The 20,449-nt window shown below is 63.6% G+C and carries 21 protein-coding genes; 10 read left to right on the forward strand and 11 right to left on the reverse strand.

Annotated elements, in window-relative coordinates; genetic code table 11:
- Positions 1–24: 24 nt before the first annotated feature.
- Entirely contained in the window at positions 25–837 is an 813-nt protein-coding gene (locus tag ACP15K_RS06695) for a glutamate racemase (protein ID WP_193141092.1), read from the reverse strand.
- Positions 838–1,734: a lysophospholipid acyltransferase family protein gene (locus tag ACP15K_RS06700; protein WP_319022446.1), complete on the reverse strand. Its 897-nt coding sequence runs from the start codon at positions 1,732–1,734 to the stop codon at positions 838–840.
- A gap of 346 nt (positions 1,735–2,080) precedes the next feature.
- On the opposite strand from ACP15K_RS06700, the gene ACP15K_RS06705 reads away from it, so the two are divergent.
- Together ACP15K_RS06705 and purL are read left to right on the forward strand one after the other, a co-directional pair.
- Entirely contained in the window at positions 2,081–2,971 is an 891-nt protein-coding gene (locus ACP15K_RS06705; RefSeq protein WP_193141093.1) for a LysR family transcriptional regulator, read from the forward strand.
- A gap of 329 nt (positions 2,972–3,300) precedes the next feature.
- Positions 3,301–5,463, forward strand: coding sequence for a phosphoribosylformylglycinamidine synthase subunit PurL (gene purL / locus ACP15K_RS06710; protein ID WP_424990119.1), 2,163 nt, complete (start codon positions 3,301–3,303; stop codon positions 5,461–5,463).
- 12 nt (positions 5,464–5,475) lie between these two features.
- Here purL and ACP15K_RS06715 read toward each other — a convergent pair whose 3' ends face one another.
- Positions 5,476–6,129 (reverse strand): VPLPA-CTERM sorting domain-containing protein, encoded by a 654-nt coding sequence (locus ACP15K_RS06715; RefSeq protein WP_193141095.1) that lies wholly within the window; start codon positions 6,127–6,129, stop codon positions 5,476–5,478.
- Positions 6,130–6,277: 148 nt separating this feature from the next.
- Here ACP15K_RS06715 and ACP15K_RS06720 point away from each other — a divergent pair, with 148 nt between their 5' ends.
- Both ACP15K_RS06720 and grxD read left to right on the forward strand, forming a co-directional pair.
- Positions 6,278–6,520, forward strand: a complete 243-nt coding sequence (locus ACP15K_RS06720) for a BolA/IbaG family iron-sulfur metabolism protein (RefSeq protein ID WP_193141096.1) — start codon at positions 6,278–6,280, stop codon at positions 6,518–6,520.
- 119 nt (positions 6,521–6,639) lie between these two features.
- Positions 6,640–6,999 carry a Grx4 family monothiol glutaredoxin gene (gene grxD / locus ACP15K_RS06725; RefSeq protein ID WP_193141097.1) on the forward strand — a complete coding sequence of 120 codons (360 nt, stop codon included), beginning with the start codon at positions 6,640–6,642 and terminating at the stop codon, positions 6,997–6,999.
- Between the two features lie 21 nt (positions 7,000–7,020).
- On the opposite strand, the gene ACP15K_RS06730 is transcribed toward grxD, so the two are convergent.
- Both ACP15K_RS06730 and ACP15K_RS06735 read right to left on the reverse strand, forming a co-directional pair.
- Positions 7,021–7,404 (reverse strand): cell division protein ZapA, encoded by a 384-nt coding sequence (locus tag ACP15K_RS06730; RefSeq protein WP_193141098.1) that lies wholly within the window; start codon positions 7,402–7,404, stop codon positions 7,021–7,023.
- The gene (locus tag ACP15K_RS06735) at positions 7,397–8,026 is read right to left on the reverse strand and encodes a hypothetical protein (protein WP_193141099.1); all 630 of its coding nucleotides are present in this window, start codon (positions 8,024–8,026) and stop codon (positions 7,397–7,399) included. Before ACP15K_RS06735 ends, ACP15K_RS06730 begins: the two co-directional genes overlap by 8 nt.
- Positions 8,027–8,322: 296 nt before the next feature.
- On the opposite strand from ACP15K_RS06735, the gene tkt reads away from it, so the two are divergent.
- The 4 genes from tkt (at position 8,323) to ACP15K_RS06755 (ending at position 13,594) form a co-directional block, all read left to right on the forward strand.
- Positions 8,323–10,296 carry a transketolase gene (gene tkt / locus ACP15K_RS06740; protein WP_424990158.1) on the forward strand — a complete coding sequence of 658 codons (1,974 nt, stop codon included), beginning with the start codon at positions 8,323–8,325 and terminating at the stop codon, positions 10,294–10,296.
- 258 nt (positions 10,297–10,554) lie between these two features.
- Positions 10,555–11,559 (forward strand): type I glyceraldehyde-3-phosphate dehydrogenase, encoded by a 1,005-nt coding sequence (gene gap, locus ACP15K_RS06745; protein WP_193141101.1) that lies wholly within the window; start codon positions 10,555–10,557, stop codon positions 11,557–11,559.
- Positions 11,560–11,751: 192 nt separating this feature from the next.
- Positions 11,752–12,753, forward strand: a complete 1,002-nt coding sequence (gene gap / locus ACP15K_RS06750) for a type I glyceraldehyde-3-phosphate dehydrogenase (RefSeq protein WP_424990120.1) — start codon at positions 11,752–11,754, stop codon at positions 12,751–12,753.
- Between the two features lie 175 nt (positions 12,754–12,928).
- Positions 12,929–13,594, forward strand: coding sequence for a PEP-CTERM sorting domain-containing protein (locus tag ACP15K_RS06755; RefSeq protein WP_424990121.1), 666 nt, complete (start codon positions 12,929–12,931; stop codon positions 13,592–13,594).
- Positions 13,595–13,660: 66 nt separating this feature from the next.
- On the opposite strand, the gene coaD is transcribed toward ACP15K_RS06755, so the two are convergent.
- The 3 genes from coaD to ACP15K_RS06770 form a co-directional block, all read right to left on the reverse strand.
- Entirely contained in the window at positions 13,661–14,155 is a 495-nt protein-coding gene (gene coaD, locus ACP15K_RS06760) for a pantetheine-phosphate adenylyltransferase (protein WP_193141104.1), read from the reverse strand.
- Between the two features lie 98 nt (positions 14,156–14,253).
- Entirely contained in the window at positions 14,254–14,688 is a 435-nt protein-coding gene (locus ACP15K_RS06765; RefSeq protein WP_424990122.1) for a CBS domain-containing protein, read from the reverse strand.
- Positions 14,689–14,784: 96 nt separating this feature from the next.
- Entirely contained in the window at positions 14,785–15,663 is an 879-nt protein-coding gene (locus ACP15K_RS06770) for a LysR family transcriptional regulator (RefSeq protein ID WP_193141106.1), read from the reverse strand.
- Positions 15,664–15,761: 98 nt separating this feature from the next.
- Here ACP15K_RS06770 and ACP15K_RS06775 point away from each other — a divergent pair, with 98 nt between their 5' ends.
- Complete coding sequence (locus ACP15K_RS06775) at positions 15,762–17,261, forward strand: CoA-acylating methylmalonate-semialdehyde dehydrogenase (RefSeq protein WP_193141107.1); 1,500 nt, start codon at positions 15,762–15,764, stop codon at positions 17,259–17,261.
- 103 nt (positions 17,262–17,364) lie between these two features.
- Here the strand turns inward: ACP15K_RS06775 and ACP15K_RS06780 are convergent, their stop codons facing one another.
- On the reverse strand, positions 17,365–17,961 hold the full coding sequence (locus ACP15K_RS06780; RefSeq protein WP_193141108.1) for a lytic transglycosylase domain-containing protein: 597 nt from the start codon (positions 17,959–17,961) through the stop codon (positions 17,365–17,367).
- Between the two features lie 139 nt (positions 17,962–18,100).
- On the opposite strand from ACP15K_RS06780, the gene ssb reads away from it, so the two are divergent.
- Positions 18,101–18,625: a single-stranded DNA-binding protein gene (gene ssb / locus ACP15K_RS06785; protein ID WP_226925764.1), complete on the forward strand. Its 525-nt coding sequence runs from the start codon at positions 18,101–18,103 to the stop codon at positions 18,623–18,625.
- A 64-nt stretch (positions 18,626–18,689) separates the two neighbouring features.
- Here the strand turns inward: ssb and ACP15K_RS06790 are convergent, their stop codons facing one another.
- Positions 18,690–19,241, reverse strand: coding sequence for an RSP_2648 family PIN domain-containing protein (locus ACP15K_RS06790; RefSeq protein ID WP_424990123.1), 552 nt, complete (start codon positions 19,239–19,241; stop codon positions 18,690–18,692).
- The gene (locus tag ACP15K_RS06795) at positions 19,241–20,446 is read right to left on the reverse strand and encodes an RSP_2647 family RNA methyltransferase (protein ID WP_193141110.1); all 1,206 of its coding nucleotides are present in this window, start codon (positions 20,444–20,446) and stop codon (positions 19,241–19,243) included. Before ACP15K_RS06795 ends, ACP15K_RS06790 begins: the two co-directional genes overlap by 1 nt.
- Between the last annotated feature and the right edge of the window lie 3 nt (positions 20,447–20,449).

Consider the following 20,449-nt stretch of genomic DNA (forward strand, 5'->3'; position numbering starts at 1 on the left):
TAAGCCCCCAAAGACCGGGTGCAATCAGGCGGCGCGGAAAGTGATCTTTCGTCGCAAGAACTGGGTGGCGCGATAGGACACGGCCTGCGGGTCTCCGGTGGTCAGGAAGGCCTGCTCGGTGCCCGGCCCCAACATGTCGGGATGGCGGTCCAGATAGTCCGACAGGCTTTCGGCCACCAGATTGGCTTGCGAATAGACCGTCACATCGGGGCCAAGGGCGGCCTGGAAGGTGGTTTCCATCAGCGGGTAGTGGGTGCAGCCCAGAATCGCGGCCTCGGGGTGCGGCATCCGGCGCTTCAGTGCGTCCACGTGGCTGCGCACCAGCGCCTCGGCCAGAATCTCGTCGCCATCCTCGATCGCATCGACCAGACCGCCGCAGGGCTGTGCTTCGACATCGACGCCGATGGCGCGAAACGCCAGTTCCCGCTGGAACGCGCGGCTGGAGACCGTCGCCGGCGTGGCGAACAGGGCCACATGCTTGACCGCAACCTCGCGCGGCGGAGAGTTGTCGCCCCATTGCCGTTCGGTCAAAGCCTCGATCAGCGGCACGAACACCCCAAGCACCCGTTTCTCGGGCGGGATCCAGCTATCCTGCATCCGCCGCAGCGCCGCCGCCGACGCCGTGTTGCAGGCCAGGATCACCAGGTCGCAGCCGGCCTCCCACAACCGTTCCACGGCCTTGGTCGTCAGATCATAGACATCGTCGGCATCGCGCACGCCATAGGGCGCATGGGCGTTGTCACCAAAATAGACGAAGGGAACCCCCGGCAATCGTCGCGTGACCGCGTCAAGGACGGTCAGGCCGCCCAATCCAGAATCGAAAACCCCGACGGCCATCTAGCGCTTGTACCTGTCTTCAGTTTCAAAGCCATAGCCCATGTCGCGGACAGGCACTGGAGACAGCTGATACGTGGCCTGCCGAAGGAAGTCCATCATCCCGGCTGCGTCCTTTGCGTGCGCCGCCAGCTGGTCTTTCGGGATCGGTTTGCCGATCACGACTTCGACCGGCTTGTTGACCCGCGACTTGAACTCCTTGATCAGAAGCCCGACCCGCAGGTTGTAGTGCAGATGGCTGGCCACCTGGAAAACGCGCGAGTTGTGGCCTGTGAAGAACATCGGCACCACATGCGCATCGGACCGCAGGATCATTCGCGCGGTAAAGGACCGCCAGGTGGGGTCCATCGGGGCTGAAAACGGTTTGGCCGAAGTCGAGACCGTGCCGCCGGGGAAGATGCCAATCGCCCCGTCATTCTTCAGCAACTCCAGCGCATCCTTGCGCGATTGCAGGTTCATGGCGACAGCTTCGCGCGTCTCATCGAAAGAGATCGGCAGGATCACCCGGTTCAGATCCTCGGCCTTGCGAAACACCTGGTGGGCCAGAATGCGAAAATCGCCACGGGTCACAGACAGGATTCGCCCCATCATCAGCCCGTCGAGGATGCCGAAGGGATGGTTGGCGATCAGCACCAGTGGCCCATCGCGCGGGATATTCTCCAACGCGCCATCGATGACTTTCAGGCTCAACCCGTAGCGGTCGGTAATGACATCCCAGAAGTCGCGGCCGCTGGCCACCTCCTCCTCATAGCCTTGCGCCTTGCGGATCAGGCGCAAACGCCCGGTGGCGTTTTCCATCACCCGGATCATCGCCCGTCCACCGCGCGTGGCTCCGGCATGGGCGTAGCTGATTTCGCGCGTGACGTCCCGCTTGTTTTTTGTATCGTGAACCTGGCGCACGATGTGTCTCCCCCGGTCTACGTGCCGGTGGTGTGAAATATCACCTCCATGAAGCCAGATACAAGACTATGCAGCATCACAGAGGCGGATTGCCCCCGATGATGCGCCCGAAGGACCGGCAACCATGTTGGACAAGTTCCGCCTGAAATTCGGGCCGCAGGGTTACCTTTGCGTCAGGAATGGCTTATCAGCACGAAGGTTCATTGCCTTCGGGCCGGTCCGACTGTAGCGGCGACGCCACAGTTTCTTGCGAAGCGAGCCCGCACCATCCCCCCGGACCGGACGGGTACTATTTTTATCTGTGCACGCCGAACTGTCGAACCGCGCTGCAGAATGGAGACGCCCGATGGATTGGGACAAGTTGCGAATTTTCCACGCGGTTGCCGATGCCGGCAGCCTGACCCATGCGGGCGACGCCCTGCATCTGTCGCAATCCGCCGTCAGCCGCCAGATCCGCAGCCTGGAAACCAGCCTGAACACCACCCTGTTCCACCGCCATGCCCGTGGCCTGATCCTGACCGAACAGGGCGAGTTGCTGTTCGACGCCACCCGGTCGATGGCCAAGCGCCTGGATGCCGCCGCCGCCCGCATCCGCGACAGCGAGGAAGAGGTCTTCGGCGAATTGCGCGTGACCACCACCACGGGATTCGGCTCTCTGTGGCTGGCACCGCGTCTGTCGAAGCTCTATGAAAAGTATCCCGAACTGAAGATCGACTTGATGCTGGAAGAGCGCGTGCTGGATCTGCCGATGCGCGAGGCCGATGTCGCGATCCGCATGAAAGAGCCCAGCCAGGCCGACCTGATCCGCAAGCGGTTGATGAATGTTCACATGCGGCTGTACGCGTCGCCGGAATATCTGGAGGAAAACGGCACGCCGGAAACCGTTGCAGATATGCGACAGCACCGCCTGATCTGCCAGAATCCAAATTCGGTTCAGGTCGCCGCTGGTGCCCGCATCGCCCAAACGATCATCGCCGAGGAAGTTCGGTCGCTGTTGACAGTGAACAACTATTTTGGCGTGCTGCAGGCGGTCATCAACAACCTGGGCATCGGCATTCTGCCCAATTATGTCACCGAGGATTTTTCCCGTCTGGTCAATGTCCTACCAGAGATCGACGCGGGCACGGTTCCGGTCTTCCTTGCCTACCCCGAGGAGTTGCGGCAATCCAAACGCATATCTGCGTTCCGGGATTTCGTCGTCGAGCAACTGGCCGAAAGCCGTCAGAAAGCACAATAACTGGACAGACTGCATAACTCGCGCGCAGGAGATATGTAAATACTGCATACCGGTTATGTTGCCCCTGCGGCATTATTCTTCTTGATCGAAACGGGGGGGCTGTCTAACTGAAGCATAGAAGTTAGGCGTTTCGTCTTCTTCTACCTCCCTGTTGGACTTGGCCGAGCTTGTCTCGGCCACTTTTTTTTCTGCACTGCCGCACGCAATTTGCAGGCCTCTGCACACAGGGACATCCAGCCGATCTTGAAGATATCCCGCCGCCGCAGGCGATGTGGTCTTTCCCTGACCGCCCGGCTCCCGTATTACCGCGCCCACGTAAGGGGAGTACCATGCAAGAACCCGCCATCACGCCCGACCTGATCGCAGCCCACGGTCTGAATGCCGAAGAGTACGACCGCATCCTTGGCCTGCTGAACCGCGAACCGACCTTCACCGAGCTTGGCATCTTCTCGGCCATGTGGAACGAGCACTGCTCGTACAAGTCGTCGAAGAAGTGGCTGCGGACCCTGCCGACCACCGGCGACCAGGTGATCTGCGGACCGGGCGAGAACGCCGGCGTGGTCGATATTGGCGACGGTCAGGCCGTGGTCTTCAAGATGGAAAGCCACAACCACCCGTCCTACATCGAACCCTACCAGGGCGCGGCCACCGGCGTGGGCGGCATCCTGCGCGATGTATTCACCATGGGTGCGCGTCCCATCGCGGCGATGAATGCGCTCAGCTTCGGCGAACCGGACCACCCCAAGACCCGCAGCCTTGTGCATGGCGTCGTTGAAGGGGTCGGCGGCTATGGCAACTGCTTCGGCGTGCCCACCGTGGGCGGCGAAGTGCGCTTTCATCCGGCCTATAACGGCAACTGCCTGGTGAACGCCTTTGCGGCGGGACTGGCGGATGCCGACAAGATTTTCTACTCGGCCGCTTCAGGCGTCGGCATGCCGGTCGTCTATCTGGGCGCCAAGACCGGCCGTGACGGCGTCGGCGGGGCCACCATGGCCAGTGCCGAATTCGACGACACCATCGACGAAAAGCGCCCCACGGTTCAGGTGGGCGACCCGTTCACCGAAAAGCGCCTGATGGAAGCCTGCCTTGAGTTGATGACCACGGGTGCTGTGATCTCGATCCAGGACATGGGGGCTGCTGGGCTGACCTGCTCGGCGGTGGAGATGGGCGACAAGGGCAACCTGGGCATCCGCTTGCGGCTAGACGACGTGCCGGTGCGCGAGAACGCGATGACCGCCTATGAGATGATGCTCTCGGAAAGCCAGGAGCGGATGCTCATGGTGCTGAACCCCGAGAAGGAAGAGGTCGCCAAGGCGATCTTCGACAAATGGGATCTGGATTTCGCCATCGTTGGCGAAACCATCGCCGAGGATCGGTTCCTTGTGGAACTGGGCGGCGAGGTGAAGGCCGATCTGCCGCTGAAGGCGCTGTCCGGCGAAGCCCCGGAATACGATCGCCCGTGGGTGGCCACGCCCCCTGCCCCCGAGATGGAGCCGGTGCCCGAGATTGATCCCATCGACGGGCTGAAGGCGCTGCTGTCCAGCCCCAACTACGCCTCGAAACGCTGGGTGTGGGAACAATACGATCACATGGTGATGGGCGACACGGTCCGGGTTCCGGGCCGGGGTGCCGGCGCGGTGCGCGTGCATGGCACCCAGAAGGCGCTGGTCTTCACCTCGGATGTGACGCCGCGCTATGTGCGCGCCAACCCGGTCGAAGGCGGCAAACAGGCGGTGGCCGAGGCCTATCGCAACCTGTCGGCCGCCGGGGCCAAGCCGCTGGCCAGCACCGACAACCTGAACTTCGGCAATCCCGAGAAGCCCGAGATCATGGGCCAATTCGTCGGCGCCATCCAGGGCATCGGCGAGGCCTGCGCCGAACTGGACATGCCGATCGTGTCGGGCAACGTGTCACTTTACAACGAGACCGACGGCGAGCCGATCCTGCCGACCCCGACAATCGGTGCCGTGGGTCTGGTGCAATTCGCGCACAACCTCATTCCCATGACGCCCGACGACGGCGACCTGATCCTGGTGATCGGCGAAACCCATGGCCATCTGGGGCAATCGGCGCTGCTGGCCGAAGTATTCAAGCGCGAGGACGGCGACGCCCCACATGTGAACCTGAACCTTGAAAAGCGCCACGGCATCTTCCTGCGCAACAATCGCGGGCTGATCACGGCAGCCAATGACGTGGCCGATGGCGGGCTGGCGTTGGCATTGTTCGAAATGGCCGCGGCCGCCGGGCTGGGCCTGACCGTGGACGAAGGCGATATGGCCACGCTGTTCGGCGAGGATCAGGCACGCTATATTGTGTCATGCTCGTTCGATGCGGCCGAAACACTGATGATAGAGGCCAGCCAGCACAAGATCCCGCTGGCCACCATCGGACGTTTCGGCGGCGATACGGTCACGCTGGCAGGCTCCAGCGCGCCGCTGGAAGACCTGGTGAAGCTGAACGAAGAGACCTTCCCGGCCACCTTCGCGAACTAGGCGCGGGCGGCCTCAGCGCCGCCGCCGACGCAACACCATCAGCGCGCCGATCCCTGCCCCCAGCAAGGCCAGCGGGGCAGGCAGCGGCACGGGGGCGGCCACACGGGTCAGCCCCAGGGCGCGTCCGGTACTGTCCAGAACCTGCAACGACACAGTCGCATCCGACAGCGAGGTGAACTGGAAGTCCATGCCAAGGGTGCCGAACAGACCCGCACCGGGCGGCGGTTCGGGCTGCGGATTGAAGAACAGCGGGTTAGCGCCGATGCCCCCTGAAGACGACTGAAGCATCAGCCGCAGCGTCAGGGTTTCGGTTCCCGTGTCCACCAGGAAATCCGCCTGCGGGAACCGCGCGCCGGGGCTTCCCGCCACAGGATCCAGCGGCTTGCCGCCCAGACTGCCGCCCAGCAGAACCTGGAAGAACTGCGCCCCAGAAACGCCCCGAATGGTCTTGTCGACCGAAAAAGGGGTCAGCGTGGTGGACGCGGGAAACAGGATTGGTGGTTCGGGCTGTGGATTGAAGCCATAGATCACCAGCGGATTGACGATTCCGTGGGCAACCTGGACCACGGTTGCGGTGCCCCAATGGGCCCGCGATGCCACGCCGGCAGTTGCAGTGAAGACAACAAGGATACTGGCCACCAAACAGGTGCGAACGAGATGTGTCATCTCTTGCCTCCTTTTGGTTTACGCCGGATCAATATAGCACGGCAGACAGTGCATTTCCCTAGGGGAAAGCCCGACCTGCGCGCCCGTTGCCGCTTGCAGCCCCTGTGGCTGCGCCCTACAAATCGGGGGAAACCAAGGACGACCGATCATGCCCATCCAAGCCCAGGAAATCGAAAACCTGATCCGCGAAACATTTCCCGATGCCAAGATCACGATCACAGATCTGGCTGGCGACGGCAATCACTATGCCGCCGAGGTCATCGACGAAAGCTTCCGGGGCCAGAACCGCGTGCAGCAGCAGCGGGCGGTCTATGCGGCGCTGAAAGGCAAGATGGACGGCAAGAACGGCGAATTGCACGCGCTGGCGCTGACCACCAAAGCCCCGGACTGACCCCAACCCGGCCAGGCACTGCTTCGGGGACAGATGTCCCTGATATTGTGTATCGCCGATACAGACATTACCTGCCCGTCAGACCCGATGATCCGACGACACAGACAAGGAGCTCTCAGATGAGCGTTCAAGAACAGATCAAGCAGACCGTGACCGAAAACGACGTGGTTCTGTACATGAAAGGCACCAAGGCGATGCCGCAGTGCGGCTTTTCCAGCCGTGTCGCCGGGGTGCTGAACTATATGGGCATCGACTACCAGGACGTGAACGTGCTGGAGAACGACGAGATCCGCCAGGGCATCAAGGATTATTCCGACTGGCCGACCGTGCCGCAGCTTTACGTCAAGGGCGAGTTCGTCGGCGGTTGCGACATCATCACCGAGATGACCCTGTCAGGCGAGTTGGACACGCTGCTGGAAACCAACGGCGTGACCTTCGACAAGGACGCCGCCGAGAAGATCCGCGAAGCCAACGCCTGATTTCGGCGGACGGGGCGCGCCTCAGGACGCGCCCTGCTCCATCTCTTCGGCCAGGGCTTCGGCGCGGGCGGCCAGCTCGGCCAGACCGTCGCCCACCGCGGCCGGGATCACCGGCACCTCGACCCGCTCGGCGGGACGCGATTCCAGGGTGGCGACCTGAGATTTCAACTCGGCGATTTCGGCTTTCAGGGTCTCGGTGCTGGCCTGCACCGACAGCGTCTTGTCCGCCAGCAGCAGCCCCGCCATCAGCAGCATCCGCGCCTCGGGCACCCGGCCCAACTGATCGGCCATGACACTGATTTCATCGTCCAGCAATTTGGCGGCGGAATGCAGGAATTCCTGCTCGCCGTCCTGACAGGCCACGTCGAACGACCGGCCCCCGATCTTGATGGTGACTTCAGGCATCGGCGGTCTCCTCGATCAGCGGTTGCAGCGCGGCCAGAACGCTGTCGATTTCGGCCCGGTCGGCGGCACGCGCGGCCTTGAGGGACTCGATCTCGGCGGTCAGGCTGTCGTCGAACAAGGCGCCGCCGTCACTGCCCTCGGCCATGGCCTGCCGTAGCAACTCGTTGTTCTGGCGCAACTGGGCGTTGGCTTTCTGAAGCTGGCCGACGATTGCTTCCAGCGCGCCGATCCGCTCCTGCGTCTCTTCCGCCTGGCCGTTGGCCTGAACTCCGCCAAGCCGGTCGGCGGCCTTCAGCGCGGTCAGTTCGGTCTGCGCCGCTTGCAGCGCCGCGCGATCGGTTTCGATCTGCTGGACTAGCGTCGAGACTTGCCCGCGCTCCTCCTCCAGATCGGTGTCGCGGATGGCCAGTTGCGCGCGTGTTGCCTCGATCTCGGCCTCCAGCGCGGCGATGTCGCCAGCGTCCCCCGCAGGCGCCGCCGCGGGCTGCGCTTGTGCTGCGGCTTCCAGTTCGGCCACCCGGTTCAGGGCGTCGCTCAACGCTTTTCGCGTGGACTGATGCGCCATCCTCATGCGCCCAAGGGCATCGGCAAGCCGATGCTCAAGCTCGGAAATCTCCGTCATGGTTCCCCTTTCTGCCCCAACTTAGGTACGCATATTCATTTTTTTTGACCGCACCAACCCCGAAGCTGGCGTCAACAATAGGTCGCAACAGCATCGAATCCCACAGTTTTAAACCGTCAGAATGGCTTTTTCTCGGGTTCTGAGCAGTTTTTTGGCCCCGCTTGAACTTCCCATGGCAGTTGCTAAGACGCAGGGGCGCGCTGCCCCGCGCAGCTGAAGTCCAAAATCCATCCCAAGACAACTGGAGTTGCCCCTTGTCCCTGAAGACGCTGCGCGAACGCCACCCCGACCACTGGATGAAAGCCTGCGCCATCCGCGCCCTCGCTCTGGACGGCGTCGCCGGTGCCAATTCCGGCCACAGCGGCATGCCCATCGGCATGGCGGATGTGGCCACGGTCCTGTTCGAGAACCACCTGAAATTCGATGCCGCCGACCCCGATTGGCCGGACCGTGACCGGTTCATCCTGTCCGCGGGCCACGGTTCGATGCTGCTGTATGCACTGCTGCATCTGACCGGCGTCGAAGACATTTCGCTGGATCAGATCAAGAACTTCCGCCAGTGGGGCGCCCGCACCGCCGGCCACCCGGAATACGGCCATGCCAAGGGGATCGAGACCACCACCGGCCCGCTGGGTCAGGGCATCGCCAATGCCGTAGGCTTCGCGCTGGCCGAGGAAATCCTGCGCGCCCGGTTCGGCAAGAAGGTCGTGGATCACCACACCTATGTCATCGCCGGCGACGGCTGCCTGATGGAAGGCGTCAGCCAGGAAGCCATCGGTCTGGCCGGGCGGCAGGAGCTGTCGAAGCTGATCGTGCTGTGGGATGACAACAACATCACCATCGACGGCACCGTCGATATCGCCGACCGCACCGATCAACTGGCGCGCTTCAAGGCGTCGGGCTGGTCCGTGCATGAATGCGACGGTCATGACCCCGTGGACATCGACGAGGCGATCACCGCCGCCAAGAAGACCGGCAAGCCCGCGCTGGTGGCCTGCAAGACGCATATTGCGCTTGGCACTGCCGCGCAGGACACGCCCAAGGGCCACGGCGCGCTGACCGACCCCAAGGTCGTGGCCGACGCCAAGGCGGCATGGGGAATCGACTGGGCCGCCTATGAGGTGCCCGTCGACATCAAGGCGCAATGGGAAGAGATCGGCAGCCGCGGCGCTGAGGAACGCGACGAATGGTCGACCCGTCTGGCCGGTCTGTCGGGCGCCAAGCAGCGCGAATTCGAACGCATGCAGGCGGGCGAAGCGCCCAAGAAACTGTCTGCGGCCATCAAGGCAATGAAGCGCGACTACGCCGAGACCCGGCCGAAGATGGCGACGCGCAGTGCCAGTGAAAAGACCCTGAACGTCATCAATCCCCTGATGCCCGAAAACGTGGGCGGCTCGGCGGATCTGACCGGGTCGAACAACACCAAATCGTCGGACATGGGCGTGCATCTGCCCGAGTCGCGCGACGGCCACTACCTGCACTATGGCATCCGCGAACACGGCATGGCGGCGGCGATGAACGGTCTGGCCCTGCACGGCGGTCTGCGTGCCTATGGCGGCACCTTCATGTGCTTTGCCGATTACGCCCGCGGTGCGATGCGCCTTTCGGCTCTGATGGGGGTGCCGGTCACCTATGTCATGACCCACGACTCGATCGGTCTGGGCGAAGACGGCCCGACCCACCAGCCGGTGGAGCATCTGGCGATGCTGCGCGCCACGCCGAACATGACCGTGATCCGCCCTGCCGACGCCACCGAGACGGCCGAAGCCTGGGAGATCGCGGCCACCGCCACCGGCACGCCGACGGTTCTGGCCCTGTCCCGTCAGGGGCTGCCCACCGTGCGCACCGAGTTCAAGACCAAGAACATGGTCGCCCAGGGCGCCTATGTGCTGGCCGAGGCCGAGGGCAAGCGCCAGGCGATCCTGCTGGCCACCGGCTCCGAGGTTTCGGTGGCGCTGGCCGCACGCGATCTGTTGCAGGCGGAAGGCATCGGCACCCGTGTTGTTTCCATGCCGTCGTGGGAGTTGTTCGCCGAACAGGACGAAAGCTATCGTCGCCGGGTTCTGCCCGCCGGACCGGTGCGCGTCGCCGTCGAGGCTGGCGTTCAGATGGGCTGGGATAGCTGGCTGACCAGCGAGCGCGGCAAGGCCAACAAGGCCGGCTTCGTCGGCATGGAGGGCTTCGGCGCCTCGGCCCCGGCGGATGTCCTGTTCGAAAAGTTCGGCATCACCGCGCAAGCCGTGGCCGACAAGGTCAAGTCGCTGCTGTAATCGGCACCGAATCAAACATGAAAATTCGGGGGAGCGCCGCAAGGCTGCTCCCCTTTTTTGCCGTGGTCGGGCAATTTGGCCGAACAGGAACCGGCGCACAACGGTATACAAACGCATACATGTTGGCGATAACAGGTCACCTTTTGCGCTAACACGTTCACTTTAAATATGTTTTTGCTTCCCATCTTACCGGTATCTCCCGTATAGGAACGCCAGACAGAGACTGTGACACCGGTCGCACACCGTGGGAGTTCATTCATGACTGTAACGATTGGCATCAATGGTTTCGGCCGCATCGGACGCTGCACCCTGGCCCATATCGCCGCCAGCGCGCGCAACGACGTTCAGGTCGTCAAGCTCAACGCGACCGGCCCGATCGAAACCAGTGCCCACCTGTTGCGCTATGACTCGGTACATGGCCGCTTCCCCGGCGAAGTGAAGATCAAGGACAACACCATGGATCTGGGCCGCGGCCCGATGGAGGTGTTCTCGACCTATGAGCCGTCCGAACTGGATTGGTCCGGTGTCGATGTGGTGCTGGAATGCACTGGCAAGTTCAACGACGGCAACAAGGCCGACGTGCACCTTGAGCGCGGCGCCAAGAAGGTGCTGATCTCGGCCCCGGCCAAGAATGTGCACAAGACCGTGGTTTACGGAGTCAACCATCGCGATCTGGACGCCGGGCACACCTTGGTGTCGAACGGCTCCTGCACCACCAACTGCTTGGCGCCGCTGGCCAAGGTGCTGAACGATGCCATCGGGATCGAACGCGGCATCATGACGACGATCCACAGCTATACCGGCGACCAGCCGACGCTGGACCGCCGCCACAACGACCTGTACCGCGCTCGCGCCGCCGCCATGGCGATGATCCCCACCTCGACCGGTGCCGCCAAGGCCCTGGCAGAGGTTCTGCCGGAACTTGAAGGCAAGCTGGACGGCTCGGCGATCCGGGTGCCGACGCCCAATGTCTCGGCCGTGGATCTGACCTTCGAAGCGGGCAAGGATGTCACCGTCGAGGACGTCAACGAGGTGGTCCGTGAAGCCGCCGCCGGCCATATGGGCGCCGTGCTGGGCTATGATCCCGAGCCCAAGGTCTCCATCGACTTCAACCACACCACGCAGTCGTCGATCTTCGCGCCCGACCAGACCAAGGTCGTCGGCGGGCGCACGGTACGGGTTCTGGCCTGGTACGACAATGAATGGGGCTTCTCGGTCCGCATGGCCGATGTTGCCGCCGCCATGGGTCGCCTGACCAAATAATTCCCTCTCCTTGCGAGACTCCTGTAGGGTCGGCCTTGTGCCGGCCCTTTTCGCGTGTCTTCACCTGCCGCGTGACACGTTAACGCGGTTGACCAGGATGGCGTGTATGGCATAGGTACCGGCATAGAAGTTAGCGCTATCAACGTCGCGCCATTTTCCGGTCGCGACACAGGCCCCTGTCTGGAGGATCCCATGACTGTCAAACTGGCCATCAACGGATTTGGACGTATCGGTCGCAATGTGCTGCGAGCCATTGCCGAAAGCGGCCGGACCGACGTGGAAGTCGTCGCCATCAACGATCTCGGCCCGGTGGAAACCAATGCCCACTTGCTGCGCTTTGACAGCGTGCATGGCCGGTTCCCCGGCGAGGTAAAGGTGGATGGCAACACCATCGACATCGGGCGCGGCCCGATCGAGGTCACCGCAATCCGCGATCCCAAGGAATTGCCCTGGGACGGTGTCGATGTGGCGCTGGAATGCACCGGCATTTTCAACGACCGCGAAAAGGCCGCGATGCATCTGCAAAACGGCTCCAAGCGCGTTCTGGTTTCGGCCCCTGCATCGGGCGCTGACAAGACCATCGTTTATGGGGTCAACCACGACACGCTGACCGCCGAGGATCTGGTGGTATCGAACGCATCCTGCACCACCAACTGCCTGTCGCCGGTCGCCAAGCCCCTGCATGACGCCATCGGCATCACGCGCGGGTTCATGACCACGATCCACAGCTACACCGGCGACCAGCCGACACTGGACACCATGCACAAGGACATGTACCGCGCCCGCGCTGCTGCCATGTCGATGATCCCGACCTCGACCGGCGCCGCCAAGGCCGTGGGTCTGGTGCTGCCCGAGTTGAACGGCAAGCTGGACGGCGTCGCCATCCGCGTGCCCACGCCGAACGTCTCGGTCGTGGACCTGGTGTTCGAAGCCAGCCGCGACACCACCGTCGAAGAGATCAACGCGGTCATCCGTGCTGCCGCCGATGGCCCGCTGAAGGGTGTGCTGGGCTATACCGACGCCAAGAACGTGTCGATGGATTTCAACCATGACCCGCATTCTTCGATCTTCCACACCGATCAGACCAAGGTGATGGATGGCAACATGGTGCGAATCCTCAGCTGGTATGACAACGAATGGGGCTTCTCGAACCGCATGGCCGATACCGCGCGGGTTCTGGGTCAGCTGATCTGATCGGTTCCGCCGATCCCTGACGTATCTGACAACGGCCCTTCGGGGCCGTTTTCGTTTTTGGTCGCGATTCCGCCCTCGCCCCGGCATTAACCGTGTGGTCACCCTTTGCTTGAGACAGCCTGCCCCGGAAGCGTAGAACCGCCTCGGTAGAGTTTCCCGGTTAGGAGTCAAAGTCATGAAAATCACGGGTATTGTCGTCGCCGCCACTTTGGTCCTGTCGTCGGGGGCCAGCCATGCCGCAAGCTATCTGGGCGAGTTCTGGGACAGCACGCGGGGCTTCCGCAGCGTTGACGACGCCATCGGATTTGCCAATTCGACCACGACCACGGGACAGTTCGTGTCGACGATGATCGACTATCCCAATGGCTGGATCGGCTCCATCTCGGACCGCCGCAGCATTTCGGACTTCCTGGGCGTCGATGCGGCCTCGTATACGGGCACCAAGCCCACCAGCCTTCAAACCAGCGTTGTCCGCATCTCGGGCCGCTTCCAGCCCGGCAGCGGCACCAAGACGTTTTCGGTCGGTTCGGATGACGGCTTCGCGTTGAGCATCAACGGCACCGAGATTTCGCGCCGCAGCAGCCCGCGCGGCTTTGGCTACACCAATGTGTCCTATGACGTCGGCAGCAATCCGGTGGATTTCGTGCTGACCTACTATGAAAACTATGGCTACACCGGTTTGCACTTCAAGATCGACGGCAAGACCGTGACGGACAGCATTGCCGTGGCGCCCTCCAACACGCCGGCACCTGTGCCGCTGCCGGCTGCCTTGCCGATGCTGGCGCTTGGGCTGGGCGCGCTTGGGGTGGCCGGCCGCCGCCTGCGCAAGCCGCGCGCCTGATGCACGAAAAAGGGGCCACCCGTTGCGGGGGCCCCATCCCTTGCCGATCGTTTCACGGTGGCTGCCCTAGCCCTGGAACTTTGCCACCAACTGGTCGCGCACATCGGCGCTGACGAACTTTGAAACATCCCCGCCCAGACGCGCGATTTCCTTGACCAGCCGCGAGGCGATGGCCTGATGCTGGGCCTCGGCCATCAGGAAGACCGTCTCGACCTCGGAACTCAGCGCCCGGTTCATCCCCACCATCTGGAATTCGTACTCGAAATCCGACACCGCGCGCAGGCCGCGCAGGATGACCGAAGCGCCCACATCGCGGGCACAGTCGATCAGCAGGTTTTCGAACGGATGGGCCACGATCTCGCACCCGGTGCCGGCGCTCAGCCTTGGCGCTTCGCTTTCCACCATGGCCACGCGTTCGTCGAGCGAGAACAGCGGGCCCTTGTCGCGGTTGATGGCGACCCCGACGACCAGCCGATCGACCAGCGAACAGCTGCGCCGGATGATGTCGGCATGTCCCAGGGTCAGCGGGTCGAATGTCCCTGGATAAAGCCCGATGCGCATGATGATGTTCCGTCGGTCGTTAGAATGCCCGGCAACGCAACAATAATAAGTTGCGCATTGCAAGAGACGTTGGGCCGCAGGCGTGCGGCCCGCCGGTTTCAGTAGCCCATGATCATGCCTTGCAGGGCATCTTTCTCCATCGACAGGGTGCTGAGCTGCGCCTTGACCACATCGCCGATCGAGATCAGGCCGACCATCTTGCCGTCCTCGATCACGGGCAGGTGACGGAACCGGCCCTCGGTCATCTTCTGAAACACTTCCGAGCTGTCTTCGTTCATCGTGCAGCTGATCGGATCTGCAGTCATCAGGTCATCCACCTTGTCCGACATGCAGGACGCGCCGCGCTTGCCCAGTTCGCGCACCACATCACGCTCGGACAGGATACCGATCGCCACTTCGCCATCGTCCGACACGATCACTGCACCGATCCGCTTTTCGGCCAGCAATTGCGCGGCGGATTCGACGCTGGTGCCCGGCTTGATGGTTACCACGCCGTCATCGGACTTGGAGTTGAGGATTTGATGGACTCGCATGGTGGCCTCCCGACACTCTCTCTTGAGCAATAATATTACCCTCGAGTCTCCGCCCCTTGAAGAAAGTGTCAAGCACTATCCGCAGGTCTGCGCAAATCAGTCTGCCGGTTGCACGGACGGACGGCTGATTTCCTGCGCGACCTGCCGCAGCAGCATGGAACGGAACCGGCGCATCCGGTCGAACCGGTTGTCGGCGCGACGGCTGGCCAGGTAATAGCTGCGATGGATGGTGAAGTCGGGTTTCACCCGCATCAGGCCGGGGTCCTGCCGCAGGGTGAAATCATGCACCAGTCCCAGCCCTGCCCCCTGCCGCAGCCATTGCCATTGCACCAGCACCGAGTTCGACCGCAGCACCCGCTGGCCCGAAATCAGGTCGTCGGGAATATCCAGCGCCGGGTCGATCAGATGTTCGGGAATATACGAGATCACCGGCAGGTCGCGCAGGGGATCGGCGACCGTGCCTGCCAGCCGCCGCGCCATGGCCAGATGAAGCTCGTAGTCGGCCAGATGCAGATGCTCGACCGCCTTGGCCGTGGGCGGGCTGAGCGTGACCGCCAGATCGACCTCGCGCCCCAGAAGGTCGGTTTCCCGCGCCGTGGCCACGACCTCGATCACCAGGCCGGGATTGTCGCGGGTCAGCCGGGCGCAGACCTGCGGCAACAGGAAGGTGGCGCATCCGTCCGGCGCCCCGATGCGGATCTTGCCGTCGATGTGCCGCCCCACTTGCCGGAAGCCGCCTTTGATGTCGGTGACCAGTTCCTCCATCGTTTCGGCCTTGGGCAGCAGGCCGTGCCCGGCCTCGGTCAGGTGATATCCCTTGGGAGATTTCGCAAACAGCGTTTCGCCAAGATCGTTTTCCAGCCGCGCCACACGGCGCCCCACCGTGGCCGCATCCTTGCCCAGATGCTGGGCGGCGGCGGTGATGCTGCCGCGTCGGGCCACCATCAGGAACACCATCAGATCGTCGGGCTGCATGGGCTACACCTGAAATTTTGCAAAATGACTTTGCCGAACATCCTATAGCTTCCGCATTTTCGCAATGCTAGGGTCGCGTCAAGTCAATGGAGGACGTGATGCAAGCAATCGGTCATTATATCAACGGCGCTCAGGTGCGGGGCACTTCGGGCCGCACGGCGGATGTCTACAACCCGGCAACCGGCGAGGTTCAGGCGCAGGTCGATCTGGCCACCGCAGCCGAGATGGACGCGATCATCGACAAGGCCGCAGCAGCGCAGCAGGAATGGGCCAAGGTCAACCCCCAGCGCCGCGCCCGCATCATCATGAAATTCGGCGCGCTGATCGAAGAGAACATGGACAAGCTGGCCGAGGTGCTGAGCCGGGAGCATGGCAAGACCCTGCCCGACGCGCGCGGCGACGTGCAGCGCGGCCTGGAAGTGGTCGAAGTCTGCATGGGCGCCCCCAGCTTCCTGAAGGGCGACTACACCGACAGCGCCGGTCCCGGCATCGACCTGTATTCCATGCGCCAGCCGCTGGGCGTGGTCGCGGGCATCACCCCGTTCAACTTCCCCGCCATGATCCCGCTGTGGAAGATGGCCCCCGCCATCGCCGCCGGCAACGCGATGGTCCTGAAACCGTCCGAGCGCGCCCCTTCGACCGCACTGCTGCTGGCCGAGATCTTCAAGGAAGCCGGGCTGCCCGACGGCGTGCTGCAGGTGGTGAACGGCGACAAGGAAGCTGTTGACGCGATCCTCGACAACGAGACCATTCAGGCGGTGGGCTTTGTCGGCTCCACCCCCATCGCGCAGTACATCTATGGCCGCGCAGCGGCCAACGGCAAGCGCGCCCAGTGTTTCGGCGGTGCCAAGAACCACATGATCGTGATGCCGGATGCCGACCTGGACAAGGCCGCCGATGCGCTGATCGGCGCCGGTTTCGGCGCGGCAGGCGAACGCTGCATGGCGATCTCGGTGGCTGTTCCGGTGGGGCAGGAAACCGCCGACCGCCTGATCGAAAAGCTGGTGCCGCGCATCGAGAAGCTGAAGGTCGGCCCCTATACCGCCGGCGACGACGTGGACTTCGGCCCGGTCATCACCGCCGCCGCCAAGGAGCGCATCACCGGTCTGATCGACTCCGGCGTGGACCAGGGCGCGAAGCTGGTGGTCGATGGGCGCGGCTTCACGCTTCAGGGCTATGAAAACGGCTTCTTCGTCGGTCCCAGCCTGTTCGACGAGGTCACGCCGGACATGGAGATCTACAAGCAGGAGATCTTTGGCCCGGTGCTGTCCACCGTGCGCAAGGAGACCTACGAAGAGGCGCTGCAGCTGGTCATCGACAATGACTACGGCAACGGCACCTCGATCTTTACCGCCGATGGCGACACCGCGCGGGACTTTGCCAGCCGGGTGAACGTGGGCATGGTCGGCATCAACTTCCCGATCCCGGTGCCGCTCAGCTACTACACCTTCGGCGGCTGGAAGAAGTCGGCCTTCGGCGATCTGAACCAGTATGGCCCCGATGCCTTCCGGTTCTACACCAAGACCAAGACCGTGACCGCGCGGTGGTTCTCGGGGATCAAGGACGGCGCGGCGCTGAACTTCAAGGCGCTGGACTGATCCACAACACATACGAAACGCAGAAAGCCCCGGCATCGACCGGGGCTTTTTCATGTGCGTGCAAGGCGCGTTCAGCGGCGGCGGTGCAGCCGGTCAGTCTCGACTATCCCGGCAGTCCAAGGATCTTGCGCACGTAGTTCTGGGTTTCCTTGTAGGGGGGCACGCCGTTGTATTTTTCGACGGCGCCAGGTCCGGCGTTGTAGGCGGCCAGCGCCAGTCGCCAGGATCCGAACCGCTCGTATTGGCGCCGCAGGTAGCGCGCGCCGCCTTCCAGGTTCTGATGCGGGTCATGGGGGTCGACGCCCAGATACCGTGCGGTCTGCGGCATCAGTTGCGCCAGCCCGATGGCCCCCTTGGGCGACACCGCGCGCGGGTTCCACGCGCTTTCCTGCTGCACCAGCCGGGTGAACAGGCTTTGCGGCACGCGATGCTTGCGCGCGACGGACTCGGCCACCGGCAGATAAATCCCGCGGTATTTCGAGTTCGACACGCCCGGCAGGCGGATCGCACCGGAAAAATCGGTCTGTGGCTGCAGGCGCGAGGAATATTCGTATTGCTTCGAGGAGCGCCGATCCAGCACATCGGTCTGCGACTTGAAGATCGACGAGCGCGCCTTGCTGGACACGCGTGCCTGGTCGCCCGCCACCGGGGCGGCCAGAAGACTGCCGATCAAAAGCCCTGCCAAGGGTGTCTTGCGCATGAGGTGCCTGCTCTGCTCTTTTGGCAAGCCATAGCCAATTTTTGCCCGCAATGCCAGTGTTCCGTCGCGCAGCGGCTGTTCCTGCCCGCGACTGCGTGGTTTAAAGCGATCAACAACAGGAATCGCGAAAGGCAACATCATGGCAGGATCGGTGAACAAGGTCATCCTGGTGGGCAATCTGGGGCGCGACCCCGAGGTGCGCACCTTCCAGAACGGCGGCAAGGTGGTGAACCTGCGCATTGCCACGTCGGAACGTTGGCGCGACCGCAACACCGGCGAGAACCGCGAACGCACCGAATGGCACAGCGTCGCGATCTTCTCGGAGCCGCTGGCCAAGGTGGCCGAGCAGTATCTGCGCAAGGGATCGAAGGTCTATCTGGAAGGCCAACTGGAAACCCGCAAGTGGCAGGATCAAAGCGGCAATGACCGCTACAGCACCGAGGTTGTCCTGCGCCCCTACAAGGGCGAACTGACCATGCTGGATGGCCGTTCCGAAGGCGGTAGCGGTGGCGGCGGAGGCAGCTTCGGCGGTGGTGGCAGCGGCGGCGGATATGACGATCGTGGTGGATCGGGCGGTGGCTATGGCGGCGGTCAGGGCGGCGGTGGCGGTGGCGGCAGTCAGCCTCCCTCCTCGGGCATTGACGACGACGAAATCCCGTTCTGAGCCCAGATCAACGGATTTGCGAGCCGCCCCCTTGGGCGGCTCGTTGCGTTTTTACCTCGGGGTGTCAGCTGCCCCGCGCTGCCAGCGCCTTGCCCAACCGGGGCAGCCGCGCCTTTTTCAGGATGCGGCGCAGGTCTGCCGGGGTCACGGGTCCGGTACAGAGCGGGGCCACGATCTGTTGCGCCAGTTGGGTCACCTGCTTTGGCCGGTCGTCCAGCGCCTCCAGCAACAGTTCATCTGGATGGCGCGGTCGCAGGCTGTGACGGGCCAGGGTTCGGCCCGGAAAATCGCGCAGGTTGAAGGTCACCAGATCGCTCGCCTGCGCGGCAAGGGCTGCGGCAAGAACATGCCGATCATTGTCGTCGGGCAGGCTGAGCCCCGATTCCACCGCCGCATCCGGCGCAACCTCTGCCCCCGAAAACAGCGCCTGAAGACTGGCGATTTCCCGTGTGACCAGCCCGGCCTGTTCAGGATGTTGGCGCAGCACGGCACGGCGCCATTCTTCAAGGATGCGTGCGCTCCAGCGCACCTCGGCCCAGCCCGTCTGCGCCAGCCCAAGGATCAGGGCGCGCGGCACCGTAGGATACAGAACGCAGGCATCGATCAGCAGCCGCATCACCAGACCCGGAAGAACAGCGCCTTGAGATAGCCGGATTCGGCCAGCTGAGGATGCTGCGGATGATCCGGCGCGGCATAGCCGGTGTGGATCACCTGCCCCTGTCGCCCGGCCCGTCCCAACCCACGGACAGACGCGGCGCGGAATTTCTCGATCGTCGCGGCATGGGAACAGGAACACAGGCCCAGATAGCCCCCCGGTGCCACCAGCGATGCGCCCAGCCGCGCCACGCGCTCGTAGGCGCGCAAGCCCGCGTCCAGCGACTGTTTCGACGGCGCAAAGGCCGGCGGGTCGCAGATCACCAGATCGAATTGCGCGCCTTCCTGCGCCAGCGTGGTCATCACCTCGAACGCGTCGCCTTGCCGGGTATTGAACCGCTCCGCGACACCGCTGGCCGATGCCCCCTGCGTGGCCAGAACCAACGCCGGTGTCGAACCATCCACCGCGAGCGCGCTGTCAGCCCCTGCGGCCAGCGCCGCCAGCCCGAAACCGCCCACATGCGAAAACACGTCCAGCACCCGCGCGCCCTGCGCCAGACCGGCGGCGAAGGCATGGTTGTCGCGCTGGTCGAAGAACAGCCCGGTTTTCTGCCCGCCCAGAACATCGGCCAGATAGGTGGCGCCGTTCATCGGCACCGGGATCGGCCCCTCGACCGCCCCGCGCAAGGGGCGGCTGGCCTCATCCAGGCCTTCCAGCTTGCGCGCCCGGCCCGCGCCGTTCATCAGCACCGTGGTGACGCCGGTGACATCGCTCAGCACGTCCGTGAGCATATCCAGTCGCGAATCGGCCCAGGCCGCGTTGGGCTGGATCACCGCCACATCACCGAACCGGTCGATGATGACACCGGGCAGACCGTCGGCCTCGGCATGGATCAGCCGGTAGAAGGGCGCGGCATACAACCGATCGCGATGCGCCAGTGCGCGGGCGATCCGCGCCGTCATCCAGTCGGCATCGACCAGCGCGGCGGGATCGGGATCCAGCACCCGCGCGATGATCTTCGAGTCCGGGTTGACGGTGACCAGGGCAATCGGCCCGCGCTCGGCATCTTCCAGAACCGCGAGCGATCCCGGCGCCAACGCCTTGGTGCGCCGGTCGGTGACCACCTGGTTGCCATAAACCCATGGAAACCCGTGACGAATGGGACGGGGGTCGATCTTCGGGCGCAACCGAATGGTGCCGGTCGCCGATGCGCTGGGGGCGTTCATGGC

The sequence above is a fragment of the Fluviibacterium sp. S390 genome (assembly GCF_049800695.1).
In the GTDB taxonomy this organism is placed as follows: domain Bacteria; phylum Pseudomonadota; class Alphaproteobacteria; order Rhodobacterales; family Rhodobacteraceae; genus Meridianimarinicoccus.